Origin of the sequence: Luteococcus sp. H101, assembly GCF_038433155.1 — a bacterium.
Lineage (GTDB): Bacteria > Actinomycetota > Actinomycetes > Propionibacteriales > Propionibacteriaceae > Luteococcus.
The window spans coordinates 22,008-41,462 of the sequence record NZ_JBCDMW010000008.1 but is presented as its reverse complement, the minus strand read 5'-3'; the positions used below and the strand labels follow the sequence as shown (position 1 = coordinate 41,462).

Sequence of the window (19,455 nt, the reverse complement as noted above, 5' to 3'; positions counted from 1 at the left end):
AGGCCTGAGCATGGTCAAGGTCGAATGGTTCTACTGGCTGTGCGCCGCTGCCTTCCTGGTCACCGCCATCATCCGGCTGCGGGATCGCAGCGACGCCAAGCGGTACGGTTCCGCCCTGTTCTGGTCCATCGTGGCCTTCTGCTTCTGCTACGGCACCTTCGTGGTCAACAAGACCGCGCCGGCCCTGGTGGAGGGCGTCGCGGTGCTCTGTCTGGTGGTGCTCGCCGCGCTGGGCTATCCCGGCCGCGGAACGGTGGAGACCACCGACGACGCCACGCGGGAGCGGAGCGCCGCCCGCCTGGGCAACTGGTTGTTCGTGCCCGCCCTGGTGATCCCCGCCGTCGCTGGCCTGTTCGCCGTGATGGGCATGCGCAACCTCAGCATCGGCGGCCGGCCGCTCTTCGAGGCGCACATGGCCACCATCATCGGGTTGGGCGCCGCGGCGATCATCGCCCTGGGGGTGGCGATGGCCAAGTTCCGGGTGAGCAACCCCGCCGAGCCCTTCCGGGAGGGCGACCGGCTGCTGGGCCACATCGGCTGGGCCGCGATTCTGCCTCAGTTCCTGGCCACGCTGGGCATGCTGTTCAAGGACGCCGGTGTGGGGGAGGCCGTCGGCCGGGTCACGAAGATGATCCTGCCCGACGGCAAGCTGCTGGCGGCCGTGGCCGTCTACTGCATCGGCATGGCCCTGTTCACCATCGTGATGGGCAATGCCTTCGCGGCCTTCCCGGTGATGACGGCGGCTGTCGGGTGGCCGGTGCTGGTGGAGCAGTTCCATGGCAGCCCCGCCCCGATCTTCGCGATCGGGATGCTGGCGGGCTTCTGCGGGACGCTGTGCACGCCGATGGCGGCCAACTTCAACCTCGTGCCCGCCGCTCTGCTGGAGCTGAAGGACAGTTACGGACCCATCAAGGCGCAAGTGCCCACCGCCCTGCCCCTGCTGCTGGTCAACATCGTGATCATGTACCTGGTCAGCTTCCCCGGTGTCGGGCTGGGCTGAGCGCCGCTCGGTGGTCTGCTGGCCGGGCCGGGGACGCCCCGGGCCCGGCTCAGCCGTGGAGGCCGGTCAGGAAGCTGATGATCACGGCGATCGGGGTGATCACGGCCAGGTGGGTGAAGTGCTGGGTGACGTCCTTGGTGTCCGACGGACGTGGGTCTGCGGCGCACCGGACGAAGCCCAAGGCGGTGGCCGCCCCCAGCGCGGCGGTGGCCAGGGTGGCGGCGGACCGGGACATCCAGAAGTGGGGGCCCCAGTAGACGACGGCCAGGGCCACGATCGCAGCCAGGGCCACGAGCAGACCGATCATCAACGCAAATGGGTGGCGCATCATCCAGCGGACCGGCAGCTTCACCAGGCCGACCAGCGCCCCGATGCCGGCCGCCGGCCCCCACAGGGCGCTGTAGTGGACCCGGAGCTCGGGCGCGCCCTCGGCCCACAGCCCGCCAACCACCATGGCGAACATCATCGACGCGGTCATGGCGCCCACCAGGACGATGCCCTGGATGTGGGTGGGATTGGCCTCCCGCATGGCCTGGTCGAGGTCTTGATGCTGGGTCACCCGCCCGACCCTACCCGACGGTCAGGTCCATTCGCGCTTGTCGTCAGGCCAATGCAGCGCTTTCCAGCGCCAACAGCGCCGCCTTGGCCCCCAGCCCACCCAGATAGCCGCCGAGGCTGCCGTTACTGCGCAGCACGCGGTGGCACGGCACCACCACCGGCAGCGGGTTGGTGGCGCAGGCGCTGCCCACGGCCCGCACCGCCCGCGGATTGCCAACCTCCTCGGCCAGCTGCGCGTAGGTCCGGGTCTGGCCGTAGCCGATCGACGACAGGCGGTCCTGCACCGTGCGTCGGAAGCCGGTGGACAGCCGGCGGTCCAGGGGGAGGTCGAAGGTGCGTCGGGTGCCGGCAAAGTACTCCTCGAGCTGGCGGGCCGCCGCCCCCAGGCGCGACGGATCCTCCACCGGCCGGGCATCGAGCGTCCGGGTCACACCCTCAAGCACCGTCGGGAAGCCCTCGCCGGCGAAGGCCACCCGGACCAGCCCCGCCTCGGTGGCGACCAGCAGCAGGGGGCCGATCGGGCTGTCCACGGTGTGGTGAAAGATCTGCAGCTGCCTCGGGGTGGGTGGCGCGGTGGTGTGGCGTGTAGACATGAGTGCTCCAAGCTGTTGCGGGCAGCCAACGGTCCGGCTCCACGCGTTGCCATCCACGGTACCGGGCTGCGGCCGTCGGGCCGGCAGCGTGCTCGGGGGAGACCCGGGAGACCGCACCCCACCGGGGTGCCGGTGGGCTGCGGTCATGCTCTGCGGGGCTCAGCCCTTGACCGTGCCCAGGATGCGCATAGGGATGCCCAGCCGAGGATTGGCGGCGCGGACCCGCACCAGCTCGCCGTTGACGCTGACCAGCACCACTGCCAGGGCACTGGTCCGGTCCGCGGAGACCAGGTAGCGGGTGACCTTGCCATCCTGCCAACTGCAGTCCACCCGGTAGCCGCCGCGGGCCCGCAGACCCGTGAAGGATCCCCGTTCTGCCCACTGGGTCGGGATGGCCGGCAGCAGCCGCAGGCGGCCGTCGTGGCTCTGCAACAGCATCTCGGCGATTGCCCCGGTGATACCGAAGTTGCCGTCCAGCTGGAAGGGCGGGTGGTTGGCGAACAGGTTGGGCAGCATGTTGTAGGTCAGCAGGCCCGAGACCATCTCACCAGCGCGGAAACCGTCGCCCAGCCGGGCGAACAGCGCGGCTCGCCACGGCCACGTCCAGGAGCGACGGCTGTCGCCCGAGACGGTGGCGGCGCTGAAGGCCACCCCGTCCTTCTCCCCGCAGCGGGCCTTCAGGGAGACCAGGGCGGCCTGCTGCAGCCGGGGCTGTGCGGCCGTGATCTGGTGCCCCGGGTAGACGGCGAACAGGTGCGAGGTGTGGCGGTGGACGTCCTTGGGCTGGTCACGGTCGGTCTGCCACTCCTGCAGTTGCCCCCAGGAGCCCACCTTGTTGGGGGCCAACCGGGAGCGCAGGTCCCGGATCCGGGCCTGGTAGCGGAGGTCGACGCCCAGTACCTTGGCGCATTCCAGGTAGTTGGTGAACAGCTCCCAGACGATCTGCTGATCGTGCATCACCCCGTCCTCGCGGGGGCCATGCTCGGGGGACCAACCATTGGGTGCGACGAGGGTGCCGTCGGGCAGCTCCTTGAGCCGGTGTTCCCAGAAGCGGCAGATCTCGGTGATCATCGGCAGACCGTGGGTGCGCAACCAACGTCGGTCCTGGGTGAAGGCCCAGTGCTCGTAGAAGTGCAGCGCATACCAGGCGCTGGCGACGGTGTTCCACTCCCAGCCGTTACCGCCGAAGATGCTCTGCGAGGTGCGGGCCGTCCAGCCGGGCGTGTCCGCCCCGAAGGCCTTGCGGGTGGCCACCCGGCTGGGGACCGCCACCTGTTCCACGAAGGCCAGCAGCGCCTGGTGGCTGTCGGACAGGTCCGTGGTTTCCGCGCCCCAGTAGTTCATCTCCACATTGATGTTGGTGTGGTAATCACTGGCCCAGGCCGGCTCATTGGACTCATTCCACAGGCCCTGCAGATTGGCCGGCAGGCCGCCCGGCCGCGACGAGCTGGCCAGCAGATAGCGGCCATGGTTGAAGGCCAGCTGCTCCAGCTGGTGATCGGCGGCTCCACCGGCCCGCAGGGCCAGCCGACGGTCGGTGGGTATCAGGGCCAACCCCTCGCCGCTCCCGCCCCAGGTCACCTGGCAGCGGTCCATCCGCTGCGAGAAGTCGGCCACGTGCCGGGCACGCAACTGCCGGTGGCCGGTGCGGACCGCGGCGCTCGCCCGCGACGCGAGGGCCGGCGCCGGGTCCGCCCCACGCCAGCCGGCACCGGCATCCAGGCGGTAGTCGGTGCCGGCGTCCAGCACCAGCACCAGCGTGTGGGCGCCGCTGACCTGCAGGGTGGCACCCTCGACGCGCAGTTGGCCGTCGCACTCGACAACCGTCACCCGGGCGGCGTGCCGCAGGCCATTGCCCAGCGTCCCCGCGAAGGACAGGACCCCCGGTTCGGCGAGCGTCGGCGCGCCCCTCTGCGCGGAGGCCAGTTCCAGGGTGCAGGCGCGCGGCTGTTCGCTGTGGTAGCGCAGGACGATGACGTCGTCGCTCCGGCTGGCGAAGGCCTCGCGGTGCTGCCCGCCGTGCCGGTCGATGTGGGTGGCCGTGCCCACGCCCTCGCGCAGGTCCAGGCTGCGTCGGTAGTTCACGACGTGCTCGGGGCGCGGCCGCAGGGTCTCGGTGAGTTCGACGTGCTCCAGGGCCAGCGCCTGGGTGGCGGTGAAGACCAGCCGGTAGAGCACCGCGGCTTGGGGCTTGGCGACGCTGCCGGTGAAGGGCGCGTGGGCCGTCAGCATCCGGTCGTCCTGACGGTCCAGTTCCTGCCAGGAGACCCCGTCGGCGGAGGACTCCAGCCGCCAGTTCAGGGTGGCGTCGGTGGCGCTGGTCACGGTGTAGCCGCTGACCGTGCGGGCTGCGTCGGCTCGCCACTGCCAGCTCACCGGCTGGTCGGTGGCCGCCACCTGCCAGGCGGTGTCGGGGCTGCCGTCGACGCTGGCGGCCAGGGATGCGTCGTGGCCGGTGGGAGAGCTGATGAAGACCTCCCCGGAACTGGGCAGGGGCTGCTCGTCGGTCCAGCTCACCGTCAGGGCGCCGAAGTTGAGGTAGCTGCCGAAGCCCGTCATCGAGGTGTCGAAGGCGCCATCGGGCTTGCCCGCCAGCGCGTTGTCGTAGTTCTTCTGCCCACCCCAGAGGCTGATCTCATTGAACTGCACCCGGTCCTGGTGCAGGCCGCCGAGCAGCATGGCACCCAGCCGGCCGTTGCCGATCGGCAGGCCGTGCTTGGACCAAGTGGTGCCGGGCAGTTCGTACCACAACACCCGGCGGGCGGCGTCGGTGCTGGCCGCTGGGGACTTGTCGGGCACGGTGTCCTTGCTGGGCAGGGCCCCGACGGGGCTGGGGTTTGCGTGGGCGGCGGACACCGCGAGCGGTGAGAGCGCGGCGCCGCCGCCGATCTGGAGCAGGGTGCGTCGGGTCAGGTCACAGGGGGACATCGTCGTCAGCCACTTTCGTCGTGCGATTCTTGCCCGTGTCATTTGTCCATGCACAGAACAAAACGTCAAGGAATCGCTCACCCGTGGTGACGGATTTGCCGGGTCAGGCCGGATGACGACGCGCGAAGTCCGCCTGCCGACGGAAGGTCTCCCGCAGCGCCGGGTAGAGGCCCTCCTGGATCTCCGCCAGCTCGCGGTAGACCTCGTGCGCGGCCAGGTTCGGTTGCACCACCTCACCCAGGTGGCACATCGCCAGCGCGGTCTCGGCCATCGAGCCGTGCACGCCCAGGTGCGCCATCGCCATCACCGCGGCGCCCAGGGCGCTGACCTCCTCGGTCTCGCAGAGGGTGAGCGGCAGCCCCAGCGCGTCGGCCATCATCTGGCGCCACAGGGGGCTGCGTTGACCCCCGCCCATCACCCGGACGCTGGTCAGCGGGGTGCCGGTGGATTCCTGCAGCCCGACGAGGTTGCGGGCGACGGCCACGCTCAGCCCCTCCAGGATGGCCCGGTAGATCTCTGGCCGGCCGTGGGAGCCGGCCACCCCGACGATGGCGCCCTTGGCCAACGGATCCCACTCCGGGCTCTGCACAGCATTCCAGTAGGGCAGCACGCTCAACCCGCCGCAGCCGATGGGCACCGCCGCCGCGGCCGCGTCCAGCGCCGGGTCCGGCTTGCCCTCCAGCGCCGGATCGCCCAGCTGGCTGCGGAACCAGCCAGCCAGGTAAGCGCCGGAATTGTGCACCACCTCCAGCACGTAGTGGCGGGGCAGGCCGGCCGCGTCGGTGCGGTAGACGTCGGCGGTGCGGTATTCGGGGCAGTGGACTCCGGCCACCACCGCGGTCCCCATGTTCAGGTAGGCCTCGTCAGGACGCACCGCGCCACAGCCCAGGCCAGCCGCCTGCCCGTCGCCGCAGCAGGCGATCAACGGGACGGGGCCCGGCAGACCGAAGCCGGCGGCCACCTCGGGCAGTAGGTCCGCGAGCACCTCACCCGGCGGTACCAGATCGGGCAGCTGGTCGCGCCGCAGGCCGGCCGCCTGGATCAGTTGGTCGCTCCACTGCAGTGCCCCCATGTCGAACAGCCCCAGGCTGTCGGCGGTCGCCACGGAATCCAGCCACTGGCCGGTCATCGCGTGCACCAGGTAGCCGTGCACCCCAGTCACCTTGCTGGCGCTGGCCAGGTTCTCCGGCTCGTGATCATGCAGCCAGGCGATCTTGTAGATCGACGGGGTGACGTCGGGCTGGAAGCCGCTCAGCCGGTGCACGTCCTCACTGCCGATCCGCGCCACCTGCTCGCTGGCGCGCCCATCCAGCCACAGGATGCCGGGCCGGATGGGTTCGCCGGCCTCGTCCACCAGGGCAAAGCTCTGCCGCTGGGGAGTGATGGCCATCGCCCGGATCCGCTTCCGCTCCGGCTCGGCCAGCTGGCCGACGGCCTCCCGGATGGCGTCGCGGGTGCTGCTCCACCACTCGCGCGGATCCTGCTCATAACGGTCCATTCCCGGGGTGAGCATGGCCACCGGGCGGCTGGCCTGGGCCAGCACCTGCCCGGTGGCGTCAACGACGAGAGCCTTAGTGCTGGTCGTCGAGGAATCGACGCCGATCACCAGTGGCGTGGTGTCCATCTGCAAACCTCCAAGTCCGTGAAGCGACGGTGCATCAGGCATCCAAGCCTAGGACCCCCGGGGACAGCGGAGGGATTCAGGGGGTGGGTGCTCCGCCATCGTGGTCACGGGTGCTTGCAAAGCGCTCCCGATACTCCGAAGGGGTGCTGCCCAGATGCTTGGCGAAGGCCCGACGTAGGCTCTCGTCGCTGCCGAAGCCGCTGGCCAGAGCAGTCTCGGTGACGGTGTATCCATCCAGGATCAACCGGCAGGCGTGGTCCAGCCGCAGCTCGGTGAGCCATCGGGCGGGGGTGGTTCCCAGCTCGTCGGTGAACAAGCGGGCCAGATGCCGTGGGCTGAGGTTGGCCGCGCGCGCCATGCTGGCGACGGTGTGCTGGGCCGGATCGGTGTGCACCGTCTGCAGCAGGTCATGAAGTTGCCCGGTGCGGGGCAGCGGATGGCGCAGGGCGGGGGAGAACTGGGACTGGCCGCCGGGCCGGTGCAGGAAGACCACCAGATCCCGGGCAATCTCCCGAGCGGCGGCGGCACCTCGCTGCAATTCCACCAGGTACAGCGCAAGGTCGATTCCAGCACTGATCCCGGCGGAGGTGACGAAGCGTCCGTCGTGCACGTGCAGCACGTCCGGTTCCACCTGCACGCCCGGGTAGCGTCGGGCCAGCAGTTGCGCCTCTCTCCAGTGCGTGGTGGCGCGTCGCCCTTCCAACAGGCCCAGTTCGGCCAGCACGAAGGCGCCGGTGCAGACCGACGCCACCAGCCGTGCTCGCTCCACCCCCAGCCGGGCGGCGGCCAGCAGAGTGGGGTCCCAATCGCGGTGGGGCAGGTCGTCGGATCCGGGCACCACCAGCACGTCCAGGGCCGGGCATTCAGCCATCGGCAGCGTCGTGGCCAGGGTCATCCCGCAGCCCGTCGTCACGTGGCCGCCGTCGGCCGAGAGGTAGCTGAGTCGAAACCCGCGGGCGCGGGAGAAGACTTCGGCCGGGCCGGAGACATCCAGCAACGTCACCCCGTCGAAGACCAGGAGACCGACGTCGGTGATGTCCGAATCCGTGGGGTGATCCGTCCGCAATGACATGGCATGAGTCTAGGGCGAATCCCAAGAATGGACGGTGACCCAGCCCACGGCGAAGCCACCTACCAGAGGGAGGAATCCATGCCCGAGACGATTGCGGGAATCCAGATCCCGGACAGCAGCTTGGCCACAGCCGCCACCGAACTGGTGCGGGATGCCTGCGACGACGTCGTCTTCCACCACAGCCGACGGGTCTTCTTGTGGGCCAGCCTGCGCGGGCAGCGCGACGACAAGGACGTCGACCCAGAACTGCTCTATGTCGCCGCGATGTTCCATGATCTGGGCCTGACCGACAGCTTCGGCACCCAGCACCAGCGCTTCGAGATCGACGGGGCGGACGAGGCCCGTCGCTTCCTGACCAGCAACGGGATCGCGGACAAGGAAGCCCACCAGGTGTGGACGGCGATCGCCCTGCACACCACGCCGGAGATCCCGCTGCACATGGAGCCGGTGGTGGCGCTGCTCACTCGAGGCGTCGAGCTGGACGTGCTGGGCATCGGCTATGACCAGATGACCAGCCAGGAACGGGAGGCGGTGGTGGCCGCCCACCCCCGTCCCGACTTCAAGAACCAGATCCTGCGGGCCTTCACCGACGGCCTGAAGGACCGCCCGGAGACCACCTTCGGCAATGTGAAGGCGGACGTGCTGCAGCACTATCTGCCGGGCTTCGAACGCGGTGACTTCGTCGAGACCATCCTCAACTCGCAGTGGAGCGAGTGACCAGCACATCGAGCCAGACCAATCAGGAAGAGAGAGAACCATGAACGAACGGATCAAGAACGCTGCCCTGCTGGGCAAGGTGATGTCCGCCGACGACGCCGCCCAGTTCGTCGAGCACGGCGCCCGCGTGGGTATGTCCGGCTTCACCGGCGCCGCCTACCCCAAGGCCCTGCCGACGGCCATCGCCAACCGGGCGCGTGAGGCCCACCAGGCCGGCCGGGAGTACCAGATTGACCTGTTCACCGGGGCCTCCACGGCTCCGGACTGTGACGGGGTGCTCGCGGAGGCGAATGCGTTGCGCTTCCGGATGCCCTACCAGTCGGACCCCACCATGCGGGCTGCGATCAATGCGGGCGCCATGAAGTACGCGGACCTGCACCTGTCGCACTCCGCGCAGCAGGTGGAGGAGGGCTTCTTCGGCACCCTGGACGTGGCGATCGTCGAGGCCAGCCAGATCACCGCCGACGGGCACATCATTCCCTCGTCGGGCGTGGGCAACAACGTCGAATACCTCAATGCCGCGAACAAGATCATCATCGAGGTGAACTCGTGGCAGTCGATCGAGCTGGAGGGGATGGCTGACATCTGGTCCGTGCCCGCGCTCCCCAACCGGGTGCCGATCCCGATCACCAGCCCCGGGGAACGGATCGGCACCACGTACATCCCGATCGACCAGTCCAAGGTGGTCGCTGTGGTGGAGACCGACGCGCCCGACCGCAATGCCCCGTTCAAGCCGATCGACGACGTCTCCCGCCAGATCGCCGGTCACTTCCTGGACTTCCTGGAGGGCGAGGTGGCCGCCGGGCGTCTGACCTACGACGGCTACGTCATGCAGTTCGGCGTCGGCAATGTGCCCAATGCGGTGATGGCGGGGCTGTTGGACTCCAAGTTCGAGAAGGTGCAGGCCTACACCGAGGTGATCCAGGACGGCATGGTCGACCTGATCGACGCCGGCAAGATGACCGTAGCCTCCGCCACCTCCTTCTCACTGTCGCCGGAGTATGCGGAGAAGATGAACCGGGAGGCGCGGCGCTACCGGGAGCACATCGTGACCAGGCCGTTGCAGGTCTCCAATCATCCCGAGGTGATCCGGCGGATGGGTCTGATCGCCACCAACGGCATGATCGAGGCCGACATCTACGGCCACGTGAATTCCACCAATGTCTCCGGATCCCGGATCATGAACGGGATCGGCGGTTCGGGTGACTTCACCCGCAATGGCTACATCTCGTCGTTCATCTCCCCATCAGTGGCCAAGGACGGCGCGATCTCCGCGATCGTGCCCTTCGCCTCTCACGTCGACCACACCGAGCACGACGTGATGGTGGTGATCACCGAGTACGGCTTTGCGGATCTGCGTGGGCTGGCGCCGCGGGATCGGGCCCGACGGATGATCGCCGTCGCCCATCCCGACTACCGGCCGCTGCTGGAGGAGTACGTGGCGCGCGCCGAGGCAGCCTGCGGCAAGGCAATGCACATGCCGCATGACCTGACCACGGCCCTGGGCTTCCACCGGGCGTTGGCGGAATCCGGATCCATGAAGGGGATCTGAGTCGAGCGGCTGGTGGACGCCTGACAAACTGGCGTCCACCAGCCCACGTCGCGACTACGCGTCGATCAGCACCGGGATCACGACGGGGCTGCTGCGCCGTCCGCGCTGGAACCAATTGGTGACGGTGCGGAAGACCTCCTGCTCCAGCACCTCCTGGTCGGTCCGGCCGGCGGACACCGCGCTGCGCAGGGCCTTCTGGATCTTCGGGGTGAGCTCCTCGAACTCCTCGTCACTGGGCAGGGCGCCCTTGCTGAGGTATTCCGGGTCCTCGACGATGTCACCGGTCTTCGGGTCGATGAACAGCAGCACCGTCACCACGCCGTCCTCGGCCAGGGCCCGTCGCTCGGCCAGCGTCTCGTCGTTGACGACGTCCACCTGCCCGCCCTCGACGAAGACCTGCCGGGCCGGCGCCTGACCGGCCAGGGTGATCCGGCCATCCACCAGGTCGATCACCGCGCCATCCCGGACCACCAGGATGTTCTTCTCCGGCACGCCGGTGCGCTGGGCAATGGTGGCCTGCGCCTTCAGGTGGCGCCATTCGCCGTGGATCGGCAGCACATTGCGCGGCTTGATGATGTTGTGGCAGTAGGCCAGCTCACCGGCCGACGCGTGCCCGGAGGTGTGCACCTTGGCATTGCCCTTGTGCACCACATTGGCGCCCAACTCGGCCAACTGGTTGATGATCGCGTAGATGGAGCTCTCGTTGCCCGGGATCAGGGAGCTGGCCAGCAGCACCGTGTCGCCGGGGCCAACCTTGATCTGGTGGTCATTCTTGGCAATCCGGGCCAGCGCGGCCATCGGCTCGCCCTGGGAACCGGTGCAGATCAGCACCGTCTTGTTGTCCGGCATCTTGTTCAGTTCCCGGTGGTCCACCAGCACCCCCTCGGGAATCTTGAGGTAACCCAGGTCCCGCGCGATGCCCATGTTGCGCACCATCGAGCGCCCGACGAAGCCCACCTTGCGGCCGTGCTCGTGCGCGGCGTCGATCACCTGCTGGATCCGGTGTACGTGGCTGGCGAAGCTGGAGACGATGATCCGCTTCGGGGAGGTGCGGAAGACCTCGGCGATGGCCGGGCCCAGCTCCTGCTCACCGGTGGTGAAGCCGGGCACCTCGGCATTGGTGGAGTCCGGCATGAAGACGTCCACGCCCTCCTCGCCGAACCGGGCGAAGGCCCGCAGGTCGGTGATCCGGCTGTCCAGCGGGAACTGGTCCATCTTGAAGTCGCCGGTGTTCAGCACGGTGCCGCCGTCGGTGCGGATGAAGACCGCCAGGCCGTCGGGGATGGAGTGGTTCACCGCGGTGAACTCACAGTCGAAGGGGCCGACGTCAATCCGGTCGCCCTCGCGCACGGTGCGCAGCACCGGCTTGATCCGGTGCTCGGTGAGCTTGGCGCTGATCAGCGCCAGGGTCAGCTGGGAACCGATCAGCGGGATGTCGGGGCGCAGCTTGAGCAGGTAGGGCACGCCACCGATGTGGTCCTCGTGGCCGTGGGTCAACACGATGCCCTCGACGGCATCCAGCCGGTCCGCGATCCAGGCGAAGTCGGGCAGGATCACGTCGATGCCCGGCTGGTCGGGCTCCGGGAAGAGCACGCCACAGTCGATCACCAAAAGCCGGCCGTCGATCTCCAACACGTGCATGTTGCGGCCGATCTCACCCAGGCCGCCCAGCGGGACGATCCGCAGGACGCCCGGTTCGGCGGCGGTGAGGGTCTTCTTGACGGGCTTGGACTTGCGGGAAGAACGAGTACGAGCCATGAAAGCTCCTTTCGTTGGGATTAGGCGCTGGCCTGGCCAGCAGGGTCATGAGTCAGGGATTCGAGCAGGACGTCGGGATTGCGCTGGCGGAACCAGCGCGCCTGCCAGGAGTCGGAGAACAGGGCCAGCAGAGTGCCGTCGCTGCGTTCGGCCACCTCGGCGCCGGGATGGGCGTCGATGGTGGCGACGTCCTGGCGCTGCGCCTTCAGCGCGACGCCCAACGGCAGCTGGTCCAGCCGGATGGGGGCATGGAACTCGTGCTCCATCCGGTGGCTGACCACCTCGAACTGCATCGGGCCGACGGCGGCCAGGATCGGCATCTGGCTGGGCCGACGATCGGAACGGAGCACCTGGATGACGCCCTCCTGGTCAAGTTGCTCGATCCCGCGCTGGAACTGCTTGTGCTTCGACGGGTCAAGGGCACTGGCCTGCCGGAAGTGTTCCGGCGGGAAGGAGGGGATCTCCGGGAAGGTCACCGGCTGGTCCAGGTAGAGGGTGTCCCCGGCGCGCACGTCGCCGGCGTTGACCAGGCCGATCACGTCACCCGGCCAGGCCTCCTCCACGGTTTCGCGCTCCCGGCCGAAGACATTGGAGGCGTACTTGGTGGCCAGCGGCCGGCCATTGGCGGCCCGGGTCACCACGTCGCCGCGGTGGAAGATGCCGGAGCAGATCCGGGCGAAGGCCAGCCGGTCCCGGTGGTTGCGGTCCATCCCTGCCTGCACCTTGAAGACCTGGGCGCTGAACGGCGCCTCCAGGGCTCGCGGCTCGCCGTGCTCGTCGGGACGCGGGCTGGGCGGCGGGGCCAGCTCGGAGAGCACCTCCAGCAGCTGCCCGATGCCGAAGTTCAGCACCGCGGCGGCGAACAGCACGACGGTGCTGCGCTGGGCCAGGTAGTCGTCCAGGTCGTGCTCGTATCCGTCGGCCGCCAGCAGCTCGGCCTCCTCGACGGCGGTGGTCCAGGCCTCGCCGGCGGCCTGCTCGGCCTCGGCGGGGGACCGACGACGGGTGGTGGCCAGGGTGCTGCCACCCGGGGTGCGGGTGTATTCCAGGTAGTCGCCGGTGCGGATGTCCAGCACGCCATGGAAGTCGCCGGAGATCCCCACCGGCCAGGTCAGGGGAGTGGGTCGCATCCCGGTGCGTTCCTGCACCTCGTCCAGCAGTTCCAGGGCCTCGTGGCCGGGCCGGTCCCACTTGTTGATCACGGTGATGATGGGGATGCCGCGCTGCTTGCACACGCCGAACAGCTTCATGGTCTGCGGTTCCATGCCCTTGGCGGCATCCAGCAGCATGATCACGCTGTCCACCGCGGTCAGCACCCGGTAGGTGTCCTCGGAGAAGTCGGCGTGGCCGGGGGTGTCCACCACATTGAAGACCAGGCCGTCATGTCGGAACTGGATGGCCGACGAGCTGATGGAGATGCCGCGGTCCTTCTCCATCTCCATCCAGTCGCTGACCGTCGCCTTGCGGCCGGCCTTGCCGTGGGTGGCGCCCGCCTCGTTGAGCACGTGCGCGTGCAGCAGCAGGGCCTCGGTCAACGTCGACTTGCCGGCGTCGGGGTGGCTGATGACGGCGAAGGTGCGTCGCCGGGCAGCATGCGTCAGCAGGTCTGCGGTGTCCACAGGGGCAGTCTCCAGGAAGTTCTCGGGGCGTCGGCCGTTGCCGGACGCTGGTGGGCGGGTGCGCCCGAACCTGCTGATTCTCTCACACCATGACGACGGGCCCGAATCCTCACAAGGATGCGGGCCCGTCGGGTGCGGTCAGAGTCAGCGAACGCTCACGTGCACGTGGTTCTTGTGGTTGGCATTGTCGTCGCCGCGGTTGGACATCGCGCGCCAGCCCTCGCCGGAGCGCTGGACGGACCAGATGTGCTGGTCCCAGATCACGTAGCTGATCCCCAGCCGGGAAGCATTGGCCCGCAGGTAGGCGGCAATCTGGTCACCCAGCGCGTTGTTGTAGCGGTAGTTGGGGATCATGATGTCCACCGCGCGGCCGGAGCCGTGGTCGCCGCCGTCGCCGGGCCGGTAGCCACCGATCACGGCGATCTGCGGGAAGTTGTTGCGCACCGCAGTGGCGACGCGGTAGCCGTTGGCGTTCACGCCGCGGGGCATCGAGACATTGCGGGCGGCCGAGCTGGTGACCTTGGCGCGCTTGGGGGTGACCTTGGCGCGCTTGGGGGTGACCTTGGCGGAGGTCTTGGCGACGCTGCCGGCGGTGAGGTAGCGGTTGGACACCCACCCGGTGCGTCCGTGGAAGGTGACCGGCTGCCAGCGGCCCTTGGCGGTGCCGGCGGCCTTCACCGCCGCGCCGGGGCGCAGCACGCCCAGCGAACGGAACTTGGTGCCGGGGCCGCTGCGGACATTGACGTAACCGGTGGCCTTGTAGGTCTTTGCCGTGACGGCGGGCAGCTTCTTGGCCGGGGCGACGGGTGCCGGCGCGGCCTGGGCCTGCGGGGCGGTCACGAGCGCCATCGGGGTGGCGGCGATGGCCATCAGGGCCGTGGAGGCGATGGTGGTGCGCAGCTTCATGAAGGAGTCCTGACGTGTGGGGTGTTGCGGTTGACAGGAAGAACTCTGGCACATCTTCACCCCAAAGCTGAACTTTTCCCACAAAATCTCTCAGGATTTTCTCGGGTGCGCTCACCGAGCGGGAATTCCTCATCGCCCGGTGAATTGCGGCAACCTGTTGAAGCGGCCGATCACCCCTGTGACCGCCCGGTTCCACCCCGGCTGGGCCGGTGGGCCCACGGTGCGAGATACTGCGCCGGTGTCGCACACTGCCAACGCCCGTCTTCGTCCCGGCCAGACCCTGTTGCTGGCCTCCCTCACGTTCGGCCTCTTCTTCGGGGCCGGGAACCTGATCTTCCCGGTCTCCCTGGGCTTGCAGTCCGGGCGGGCGGTTTGGGTGTCGGTGGCGGGCTTCCTGGTGGCCGCCGTCGGCCTGCCCATCCTGGGTGTGGTGGCCTCCGCGCTGGCGCACGCCACCAGCCTGTTGGAACTGGGGCAGCGGGTCGGGCCCCGCTTCGCCCTCTGGTTCACCGCGGCGCTCTACCTGACCATCGGCCCCTTCTTCGCCATTCCGCGCACCGCCACCGTCTCCTTCGAGCTGGCCTTCGGGGCACGGTTGTCGGGCCACGCCAAGACCTTGGCCCTGCTGCTGTTCAGCCTGGTCTTCTTCGCCGCGGTGCTGGCGGCGGCGCTGCGGCCTGGGCGGCTGCTGGACTACGTCGGCCGCTACCTCACGCCGGTCTTCCTGGTGCTGCTGGGCATCCTGCTGGTGGTCTCGTTGGGGCGCCCGGCCGGTCCGCTGCCGCAGCCGCTCGGCGCCTATTCCGCTCATCCCGGCGCTCAGGGCGTGCTCGACGGCTACAACACCATGGATGCCCTGGCCGGGCTGGCCTTCGCCATCGTGATCCTGGAGGCGGTGCGGCGGCTCGGGGTGACCACGCCGGGGCGCGCGGCGGTCGAGGTGGCCAAGGCGGGTGTGCTGGCGGCCTTCGCCATGGGGGTGATCTATGCCGCCCTGGCCCTGCTCGGGGCACGCGCCACCTCCGTGGTGGGGCGCGACGCCAATGGTGCGGTGGCCCTGTCCGCGGTGGCACAGCACCAGTTCGGGCCGGTGGGGCATGCGCTGGCCGCCGCCATCATGCTGGTGGCCTGCCTCAAGACGGCCATCGGGTTGGCCACCTCCTGCGTGCAGATGTTCGGCGCCATGTTTCCCGGGCGGCTGTCCGCCAAGAGCTGGGCCGTGCTGTTCACGGGTGTCGCCTTCGGGTTGGCCAATGTGGGGCTGGCCAGGATCATCAGTGCAGCCGTGCCGGTGCTCCAGTTGCTCTACCCCCTGGCCGTCGGGCTGATCCTGTTGGCGCTGCTGGACCGCTGGCTGGGGCAGCGTCCCTGGCCCAACCGGCTGGCGATTGGCCTGATCGGCCTGGTCTCGGCGATGGCGCTGGTCACCACCCTGCCCGGCATTCCCGTCGCGGTCTCCAACGGGGTCCTGGCCGTCGGCGGATTCCTGCCCGGTTTCGAGCTGGGATTTGGATGGATTCTGCCGGGTCTGGTGGGTATTGTTCTCGGCCTGTTCATCCCCCGGGCTTCCAAGCAGTGAACGATTTGGGGCGACACGACGAGTATGTCTAACATCTGACCCAGTGAGTCTGGTGGGGCGTCGGGCGGACCCCCACCAGGTGCCTGCTCAAGCAGGCGGCCCAGTTCGGGGGCCGTGGCAGCACTGGTCTACCCGAAACCCGAAGGAACCCCCCAGACATGACTCGTCATGCCCGCTTCGGCGCGCCCGTCCAAGGCGCCGCAATCACCACCATCGCCGCCAGCCTCACCGCTGCCGGCCTCACTGCCGCCCCCGCCCAAGCCGTCGGCGTGCAGAACTTCACGCTGGCCAGCGCCCCCATCACCAAGGCCCAGGTGGGGCGTGACATCGCCCTGCGCGTCACGCCCACCAAGTCCGGCAGCATCGACTGCCACAGCGTCGCCCTGGGTACCGGCTCCGCCAGCCTGCCCGTCAACTGGTACGCCTCCGGCTGTTGGAAGGGTGGGGTGAACCTGGTCACCAAGATCACCCCGGCCATGGTCGGCAAGCGGGTCCGGCTCACCGGCCGGATCAGCGGTGCCGCCACCGTCCCCGCCGGTCAGGTGACCATCGGCGCCGGCAAGCCCAGCAGTCGAGGGGTCGGCCTGTCCGCCATCGCGGCCAAGCCCGCCCCGGCTCCCAAGCCGACCCCGAAACCCACCGCCAAGCCGACGCCAAAGCCCACCCCCAAGCCGACGCCAAAGCCCACCCCCAAGCCGACTGAACCGGTCAAGCCCGCCACCGGAGCGGTCACCCTGAGCCTGCCCCGGGTGGCCTGGGAGGGCGGGCCGGCCTACTACGCCAAGTTCCCCGACGCGGTGCGCGGCGGCTGGACCAGGCCCGGCCACTTCCCGATCGCCATCTGGTGGGGTGGGGCCAACACCGACGCGGAGGTGAAGACGGACAAGGCGCTGGGGATCAACACCTATGTGGTCACCAACCCGTCCATGGACCACCGCCTGTTCTCCCGCAACCAGATGAGCTACATCGGCCAGGGCGTGAAGGGCCAGCCGCGCACCGACTCCGCCTGGGTGGGTGACTTCCTGGACGACGAGGTGGATGGCCGCTTCAGCCCTCAGGCCGGCCTGGCCGAGCTGACCCGGATCAGCAAGAAGCTGCCCGACCACAAGAAGTTCCGCTATGCCAACTTCACCGGCATGCTGATCTCCTGGCATGCCAACAACCCGTCGTGGAACAAGGCGGCCGACGCCTATGCCAACACGTTCACCGACGCGATCAGCCTGGACACCTACTGGTTCTCCACCGGGCAGTGCACCTGGAAGCAACCCAACGGCTTCGCCTACCAGACGCCCTTCACCAAGCAGACCTGCGCGACGGCCCAGAACTACGGCCGCACCGTGCAGTCCATGCGGTGGCGTGATGCCCGCGACGGCAAGCTGCAGCCGGTGTGGAACTTCATCGAGAACGTCGACGTGGCGGCCGACGGCACCAGCTTCCACAACCTCACCGGCGCCGAGGTCAAGGCCGCGGCCATGAGCTCGATCATCCACGAGGCCCGGGGTCTGGCCTGGTTCAACCAGTCCTTCGGCGGCAAGTGCAGCACCGGCAACGCCCTGCGGGACGCGCAGCGCCCCGGATACGCCTGCCGGGACCAGGTGCTGGCGATGGGTGAGGTGAACCGCCAGGTGCAGGCGCTGGCGCCGATCCTGAACACCCAGTCCTACCAGTGGAAGTTCGGACCCCAGCTGGAGACCATGCTCAAGGTGCACAACGGCTCGGCCTACGTCTTTGCCATGAGCACCGACGGGGTCAAGCCCGGCAAGCGCACCTTCACCCTGCCGGCGCAGCTGAAGGGCCGCACCATCCAGGTGGTGGGTGAGAAGCGCACCATCAAGCCCAATGCCGACGGGACCTTCACCGACAGCTTCGCCAGCCTGAACAGCTACCACATCTACCAGATCCGCTGATCGGGCCACCGAAGGCAGCACCACGCGCTGCGCCCCCGACACCTGCCCGGTGTCGGGGGCGCAGTACGTCGCGGCCGATGCCGGCTACTTCTTGCTGGGCTGGGCGCTGGGAGTCGTGGTGTCCACGATCACGTCATTGCTGCCGCTGGCCGGCCAGCAGGAGAAGCCGACCGGCACCTGATGGCCCTTCTGCACCATCTCCGCCATCTGGTCCAGGCACTTGCTGACCAGCACGTTGGGGTCCTTGCTCACGGAGGCGGCCAGTTCCTTGTTGGCGGCGGCCTCGGCCTGGGCGGTCTTCTTGCGCTGCTCGGCAATGCGGGTGTTGCCCACCTCTGTCTGGTAGGCGTCGATCCGGCTCTGGGTCTGCGGATCGAAGTCCACCTTGGGGATGATCACCGAGTCGATCACCAGCCGGTCACCGATCTTCTCGGTCAGGCGCTTCTTCACCTGCTCGGCCACACTGTCCAGGCTCTTGGCGTCGCCGGTGGCGGTGGCCAGCGGGTTGTAGTCCTTGAAGGCCTCGTTCAGCGCCGCGGACAGCTCCTGTTCCTGCAGGGCCGGACCAATCCGCTCGAAGGTCTTGTGGTCCCGGTAGAGCCGGTCGGCCGCGTCGGACTTGATCCGCCAGCGCACCGCATTCTGCACATAGGCCACAGACTGGTTCCCCAGGCGGATCTCGGTGCGCGAGTCGCCCAGGTTGTCGTCGATCTGCACCGTGCCGTCCATCTTCACCACGCGCTCCCAGGGCGCCTTGACGTGCAGGCCGTTCTGCATGGTGCCGACGGGTCGGCCGAAGGCCACCCGGATGCCGACCTGCTGGGTGGGGACCAGCGTGATGCAGGAGGCCGCCAGGGCCAACAACCCCAGGCCAAGGCTGCCGATGCCCAGCACCCGGGCGGTGGCGCGGGGCGCGGGGCCGCTCTTGGCCGGCTTGCCCTTGCTGGCGGCGGTGACGGACGGCTGGGCGGACAGGCCGCGGGCGGAGAACAGGGCGATCAGGCCGATCACGACCAACGCTGTGGCTAGGAGGAACATGCCGTCCACTGTAGGCCCACCGGGGATCATCGCGACGGGTGAACCGGGCTGCCCACCCACGGCTGGTGCAAGAATGTCCGCATGATCCAGAGCTTCGCCGACGCCCCCCTGACGCCCGCCCGTGTTCGGCTGGGCGTGCTGACCCTGACCTGTCTGCTGCCCGTCGACCAGGACGAGGTGTGGCGACGGATCACCCAGCCGGAGCTGCTGGCCCAGTGGTCGCCCGTGGTGCCGGACCGGCCGCTGGACGCGGTGGGCCCGGCCACCAGCCGGGAGCAGGAGGGCGACGAGCCGGTGGACGCCGCCGTGACCGATGTTCGGGCCCTGTGGTTCCTGGAGCACGCCTGGGGCTCCGAACGGCTCACCTGGCAGCTGGCACCCTCGGGTGCGGGCACCCAGCTGAACCTGGTGCACGAGCCGTCGGACCCGCAGCAGATCCCGGGCCTGGCGGCCGGCTGGCACCTCTGCCTGACCGTCCTGGGCCGGCAGCTGGCCGGGATCCAGACGGAGCGCTGCGTCGGCTCCGACGCATTGGACCACGGCTGGGAAGAGCTGCGGGAACGCTACGCGGAGCTGCTGGAGGTGGCGCCCGCCTGACGTGCCG

At 69.0% G+C, this 19,455-nt stretch carries 15 protein-coding genes; 6 read left to right on the top strand and 9 right to left on the bottom strand.

Going from position 1 to position 19,455, the window contains the following annotated elements; genetic code table 11:
- Window positions 1-10: 10 nt before the first annotated feature.
- Entirely contained in the window at window positions 11-1,000 is a 990-nt protein-coding gene (locus AAEX60_RS02690) for a DUF979 domain-containing protein (protein WP_342101016.1), read from the top strand.
- Between the two features lie 49 nt (window positions 1,001-1,049).
- Here AAEX60_RS02690 and AAEX60_RS02685 read toward each other — a convergent pair whose 3' ends face one another.
- The 5 genes from AAEX60_RS02685 to AAEX60_RS02665 form a co-directional block, all read right to left on the bottom strand.
- Window positions 1,050-1,559: a hypothetical protein gene (locus tag AAEX60_RS02685; protein ID WP_342101014.1), complete on the bottom strand. Its 510-nt coding sequence runs from the start codon at window positions 1,557-1,559 to the stop codon at window positions 1,050-1,052.
- 43 nt (window positions 1,560-1,602) lie between these two features.
- Window positions 1,603-2,151, bottom strand: a complete 549-nt coding sequence (locus tag AAEX60_RS02680; RefSeq protein WP_342101012.1) for a methylated-DNA--[protein]-cysteine S-methyltransferase — start codon at window positions 2,149-2,151, stop codon at window positions 1,603-1,605.
- 159 nt (window positions 2,152-2,310) lie between these two features.
- Window positions 2,311-5,079, bottom strand: a complete 2,769-nt coding sequence (locus tag AAEX60_RS02675; protein WP_342101011.1) for a glycosyl hydrolase family 95 catalytic domain-containing protein — start codon at window positions 5,077-5,079, stop codon at window positions 2,311-2,313.
- Between the two features lie 103 nt (window positions 5,080-5,182).
- Window positions 5,183-6,703, bottom strand: a complete 1,521-nt coding sequence (locus tag AAEX60_RS02670; protein WP_342101009.1) for a xylulokinase — start codon at window positions 6,701-6,703, stop codon at window positions 5,183-5,185.
- A gap of 76 nt (window positions 6,704-6,779) precedes the next feature.
- The gene (locus AAEX60_RS02665) at window positions 6,780-7,775 is read right to left on the bottom strand and encodes a GlxA family transcriptional regulator (protein ID WP_342101007.1); all 996 of its coding nucleotides are present in this window, start codon (window positions 7,773-7,775) and stop codon (window positions 6,780-6,782) included.
- 78 nt (window positions 7,776-7,853) lie between these two features.
- On the opposite strand from AAEX60_RS02665, the gene AAEX60_RS02660 reads away from it, so the two are divergent.
- A complete protein-coding gene (locus AAEX60_RS02660; RefSeq protein WP_342101006.1) occupies window positions 7,854-8,492 on the top strand; it encodes an HD domain-containing protein in 639 nt (212 codons plus the stop codon).
- Window positions 8,493-8,532: 40 nt separating this feature from the next.
- Window positions 8,533-10,044, top strand: coding sequence for an acetyl-CoA hydrolase/transferase family protein (locus tag AAEX60_RS02655; protein ID WP_342101004.1), 1,512 nt, complete (start codon window positions 8,533-8,535; stop codon window positions 10,042-10,044).
- A 54-nt stretch (window positions 10,045-10,098) separates the two neighbouring features.
- Here AAEX60_RS02655 and AAEX60_RS02650 read toward each other — a convergent pair whose 3' ends face one another.
- From AAEX60_RS02650 to AAEX60_RS02640, 3 genes are all read right to left on the bottom strand, one after another.
- On the bottom strand, window positions 10,099-11,802 hold the full coding sequence (locus AAEX60_RS02650) for a ribonuclease J (protein ID WP_342101003.1): 1,704 nt from the start codon (window positions 11,800-11,802) through the stop codon (window positions 10,099-10,101).
- A 20-nt stretch (window positions 11,803-11,822) separates the two neighbouring features.
- Window positions 11,823-13,421: a peptide chain release factor 3 gene (locus AAEX60_RS02645; RefSeq protein WP_342101002.1), complete on the bottom strand. Its 1,599-nt coding sequence runs from the start codon at window positions 13,419-13,421 to the stop codon at window positions 11,823-11,825.
- Window positions 13,422-13,565: 144 nt separating this feature from the next.
- Window positions 13,566-14,327 (bottom strand): SH3 domain-containing protein, encoded by a 762-nt coding sequence (locus AAEX60_RS02640; RefSeq protein ID WP_342101001.1) that lies wholly within the window; start codon window positions 14,325-14,327, stop codon window positions 13,566-13,568.
- A 238-nt stretch (window positions 14,328-14,565) separates the two neighbouring features.
- Between AAEX60_RS02640 and brnQ the strand changes: the two genes are divergently transcribed.
- Both brnQ and AAEX60_RS02630 read left to right on the top strand, forming a co-directional pair.
- Window positions 14,566-15,906, top strand: coding sequence for a branched-chain amino acid transport system II carrier protein (brnQ, locus tag AAEX60_RS02635; protein ID WP_342100999.1), 1,341 nt, complete (start codon window positions 14,566-14,568; stop codon window positions 15,904-15,906).
- A 158-nt stretch (window positions 15,907-16,064) separates the two neighbouring features.
- Entirely contained in the window at window positions 16,065-17,813 is a 1,749-nt protein-coding gene (locus tag AAEX60_RS02630; protein WP_342100998.1) for a hypothetical protein, read from the top strand.
- Window positions 17,814-17,897: 84 nt separating this feature from the next.
- On the opposite strand, the gene AAEX60_RS02625 is transcribed toward AAEX60_RS02630, so the two are convergent.
- A complete protein-coding gene (locus tag AAEX60_RS02625; RefSeq protein WP_342100997.1) occupies window positions 17,898-18,851 on the bottom strand; it encodes an SPFH domain-containing protein in 954 nt (317 codons plus the stop codon).
- A gap of 81 nt (window positions 18,852-18,932) precedes the next feature.
- Between AAEX60_RS02625 and AAEX60_RS02620 the strand changes: the two genes are divergently transcribed.
- Window positions 18,933-19,448 (top strand): SRPBCC domain-containing protein, encoded by a 516-nt coding sequence (locus AAEX60_RS02620; protein WP_342100995.1) that lies wholly within the window; start codon window positions 18,933-18,935, stop codon window positions 19,446-19,448.
- Window positions 19,449-19,455 lie beyond the last annotated feature (7 nt).

Excerpts from the sequence above, each read along its gene's own strand:
- AAEX60_RS02690 (WP_342101016.1), top strand. The coding sequence starts at position 11 with ATGGTCAAGGTCGAATGGTTCTACTGGCTGTGCGCCGCTGCCTTCCTG.
- AAEX60_RS02680 (WP_342101012.1), bottom strand. The coding sequence starts at position 2,151 with ATGTCTACACGCCACACCACCGCGCCACCCACCCCGAGGCAGCTGCAG.
- AAEX60_RS02675 (WP_342101011.1), bottom strand. The coding sequence starts at position 5,079 with ATGTCCCCCTGTGACCTGACCCGACGCACCCTGCTCCAGATCGGCGGC.
- AAEX60_RS02670 (WP_342101009.1), bottom strand. The coding sequence starts at position 6,703 with ATGGACACCACGCCACTGGTGATCGGCGTCGATTCCTCGACGACCAGC.
- AAEX60_RS02665 (WP_342101007.1), bottom strand. The coding sequence starts at position 7,775 with ATGTCATTGCGGACGGATCACCCCACGGATTCGGACATCACCGACGTC.
- AAEX60_RS02660 (WP_342101006.1), top strand. The coding sequence starts at position 7,854 with ATGCCCGAGACGATTGCGGGAATCCAGATCCCGGACAGCAGCTTGGCC.
- AAEX60_RS02655 (WP_342101004.1), top strand. The coding sequence starts at position 8,533 with ATGAACGAACGGATCAAGAACGCTGCCCTGCTGGGCAAGGTGATGTCC.
- AAEX60_RS02650 (WP_342101003.1), bottom strand. The coding sequence starts at position 11,802 with ATGGCTCGTACTCGTTCTTCCCGCAAGTCCAAGCCCGTCAAGAAGACC.
- AAEX60_RS02640 (WP_342101001.1), bottom strand. The coding sequence starts at position 14,327 with ATGAAGCTGCGCACCACCATCGCCTCCACGGCCCTGATGGCCATCGCC.
- AAEX60_RS02630 (WP_342100998.1), top strand. The coding sequence starts at position 16,065 with ATGACTCGTCATGCCCGCTTCGGCGCGCCCGTCCAAGGCGCCGCAATC.
- AAEX60_RS02625 (WP_342100997.1), bottom strand. The coding sequence starts at position 18,851 with ATGTTCCTCCTAGCCACAGCGTTGGTCGTGATCGGCCTGATCGCCCTG.
- AAEX60_RS02620 (WP_342100995.1), top strand. The coding sequence starts at position 18,933 with ATGATCCAGAGCTTCGCCGACGCCCCCCTGACGCCCGCCCGTGTTCGG.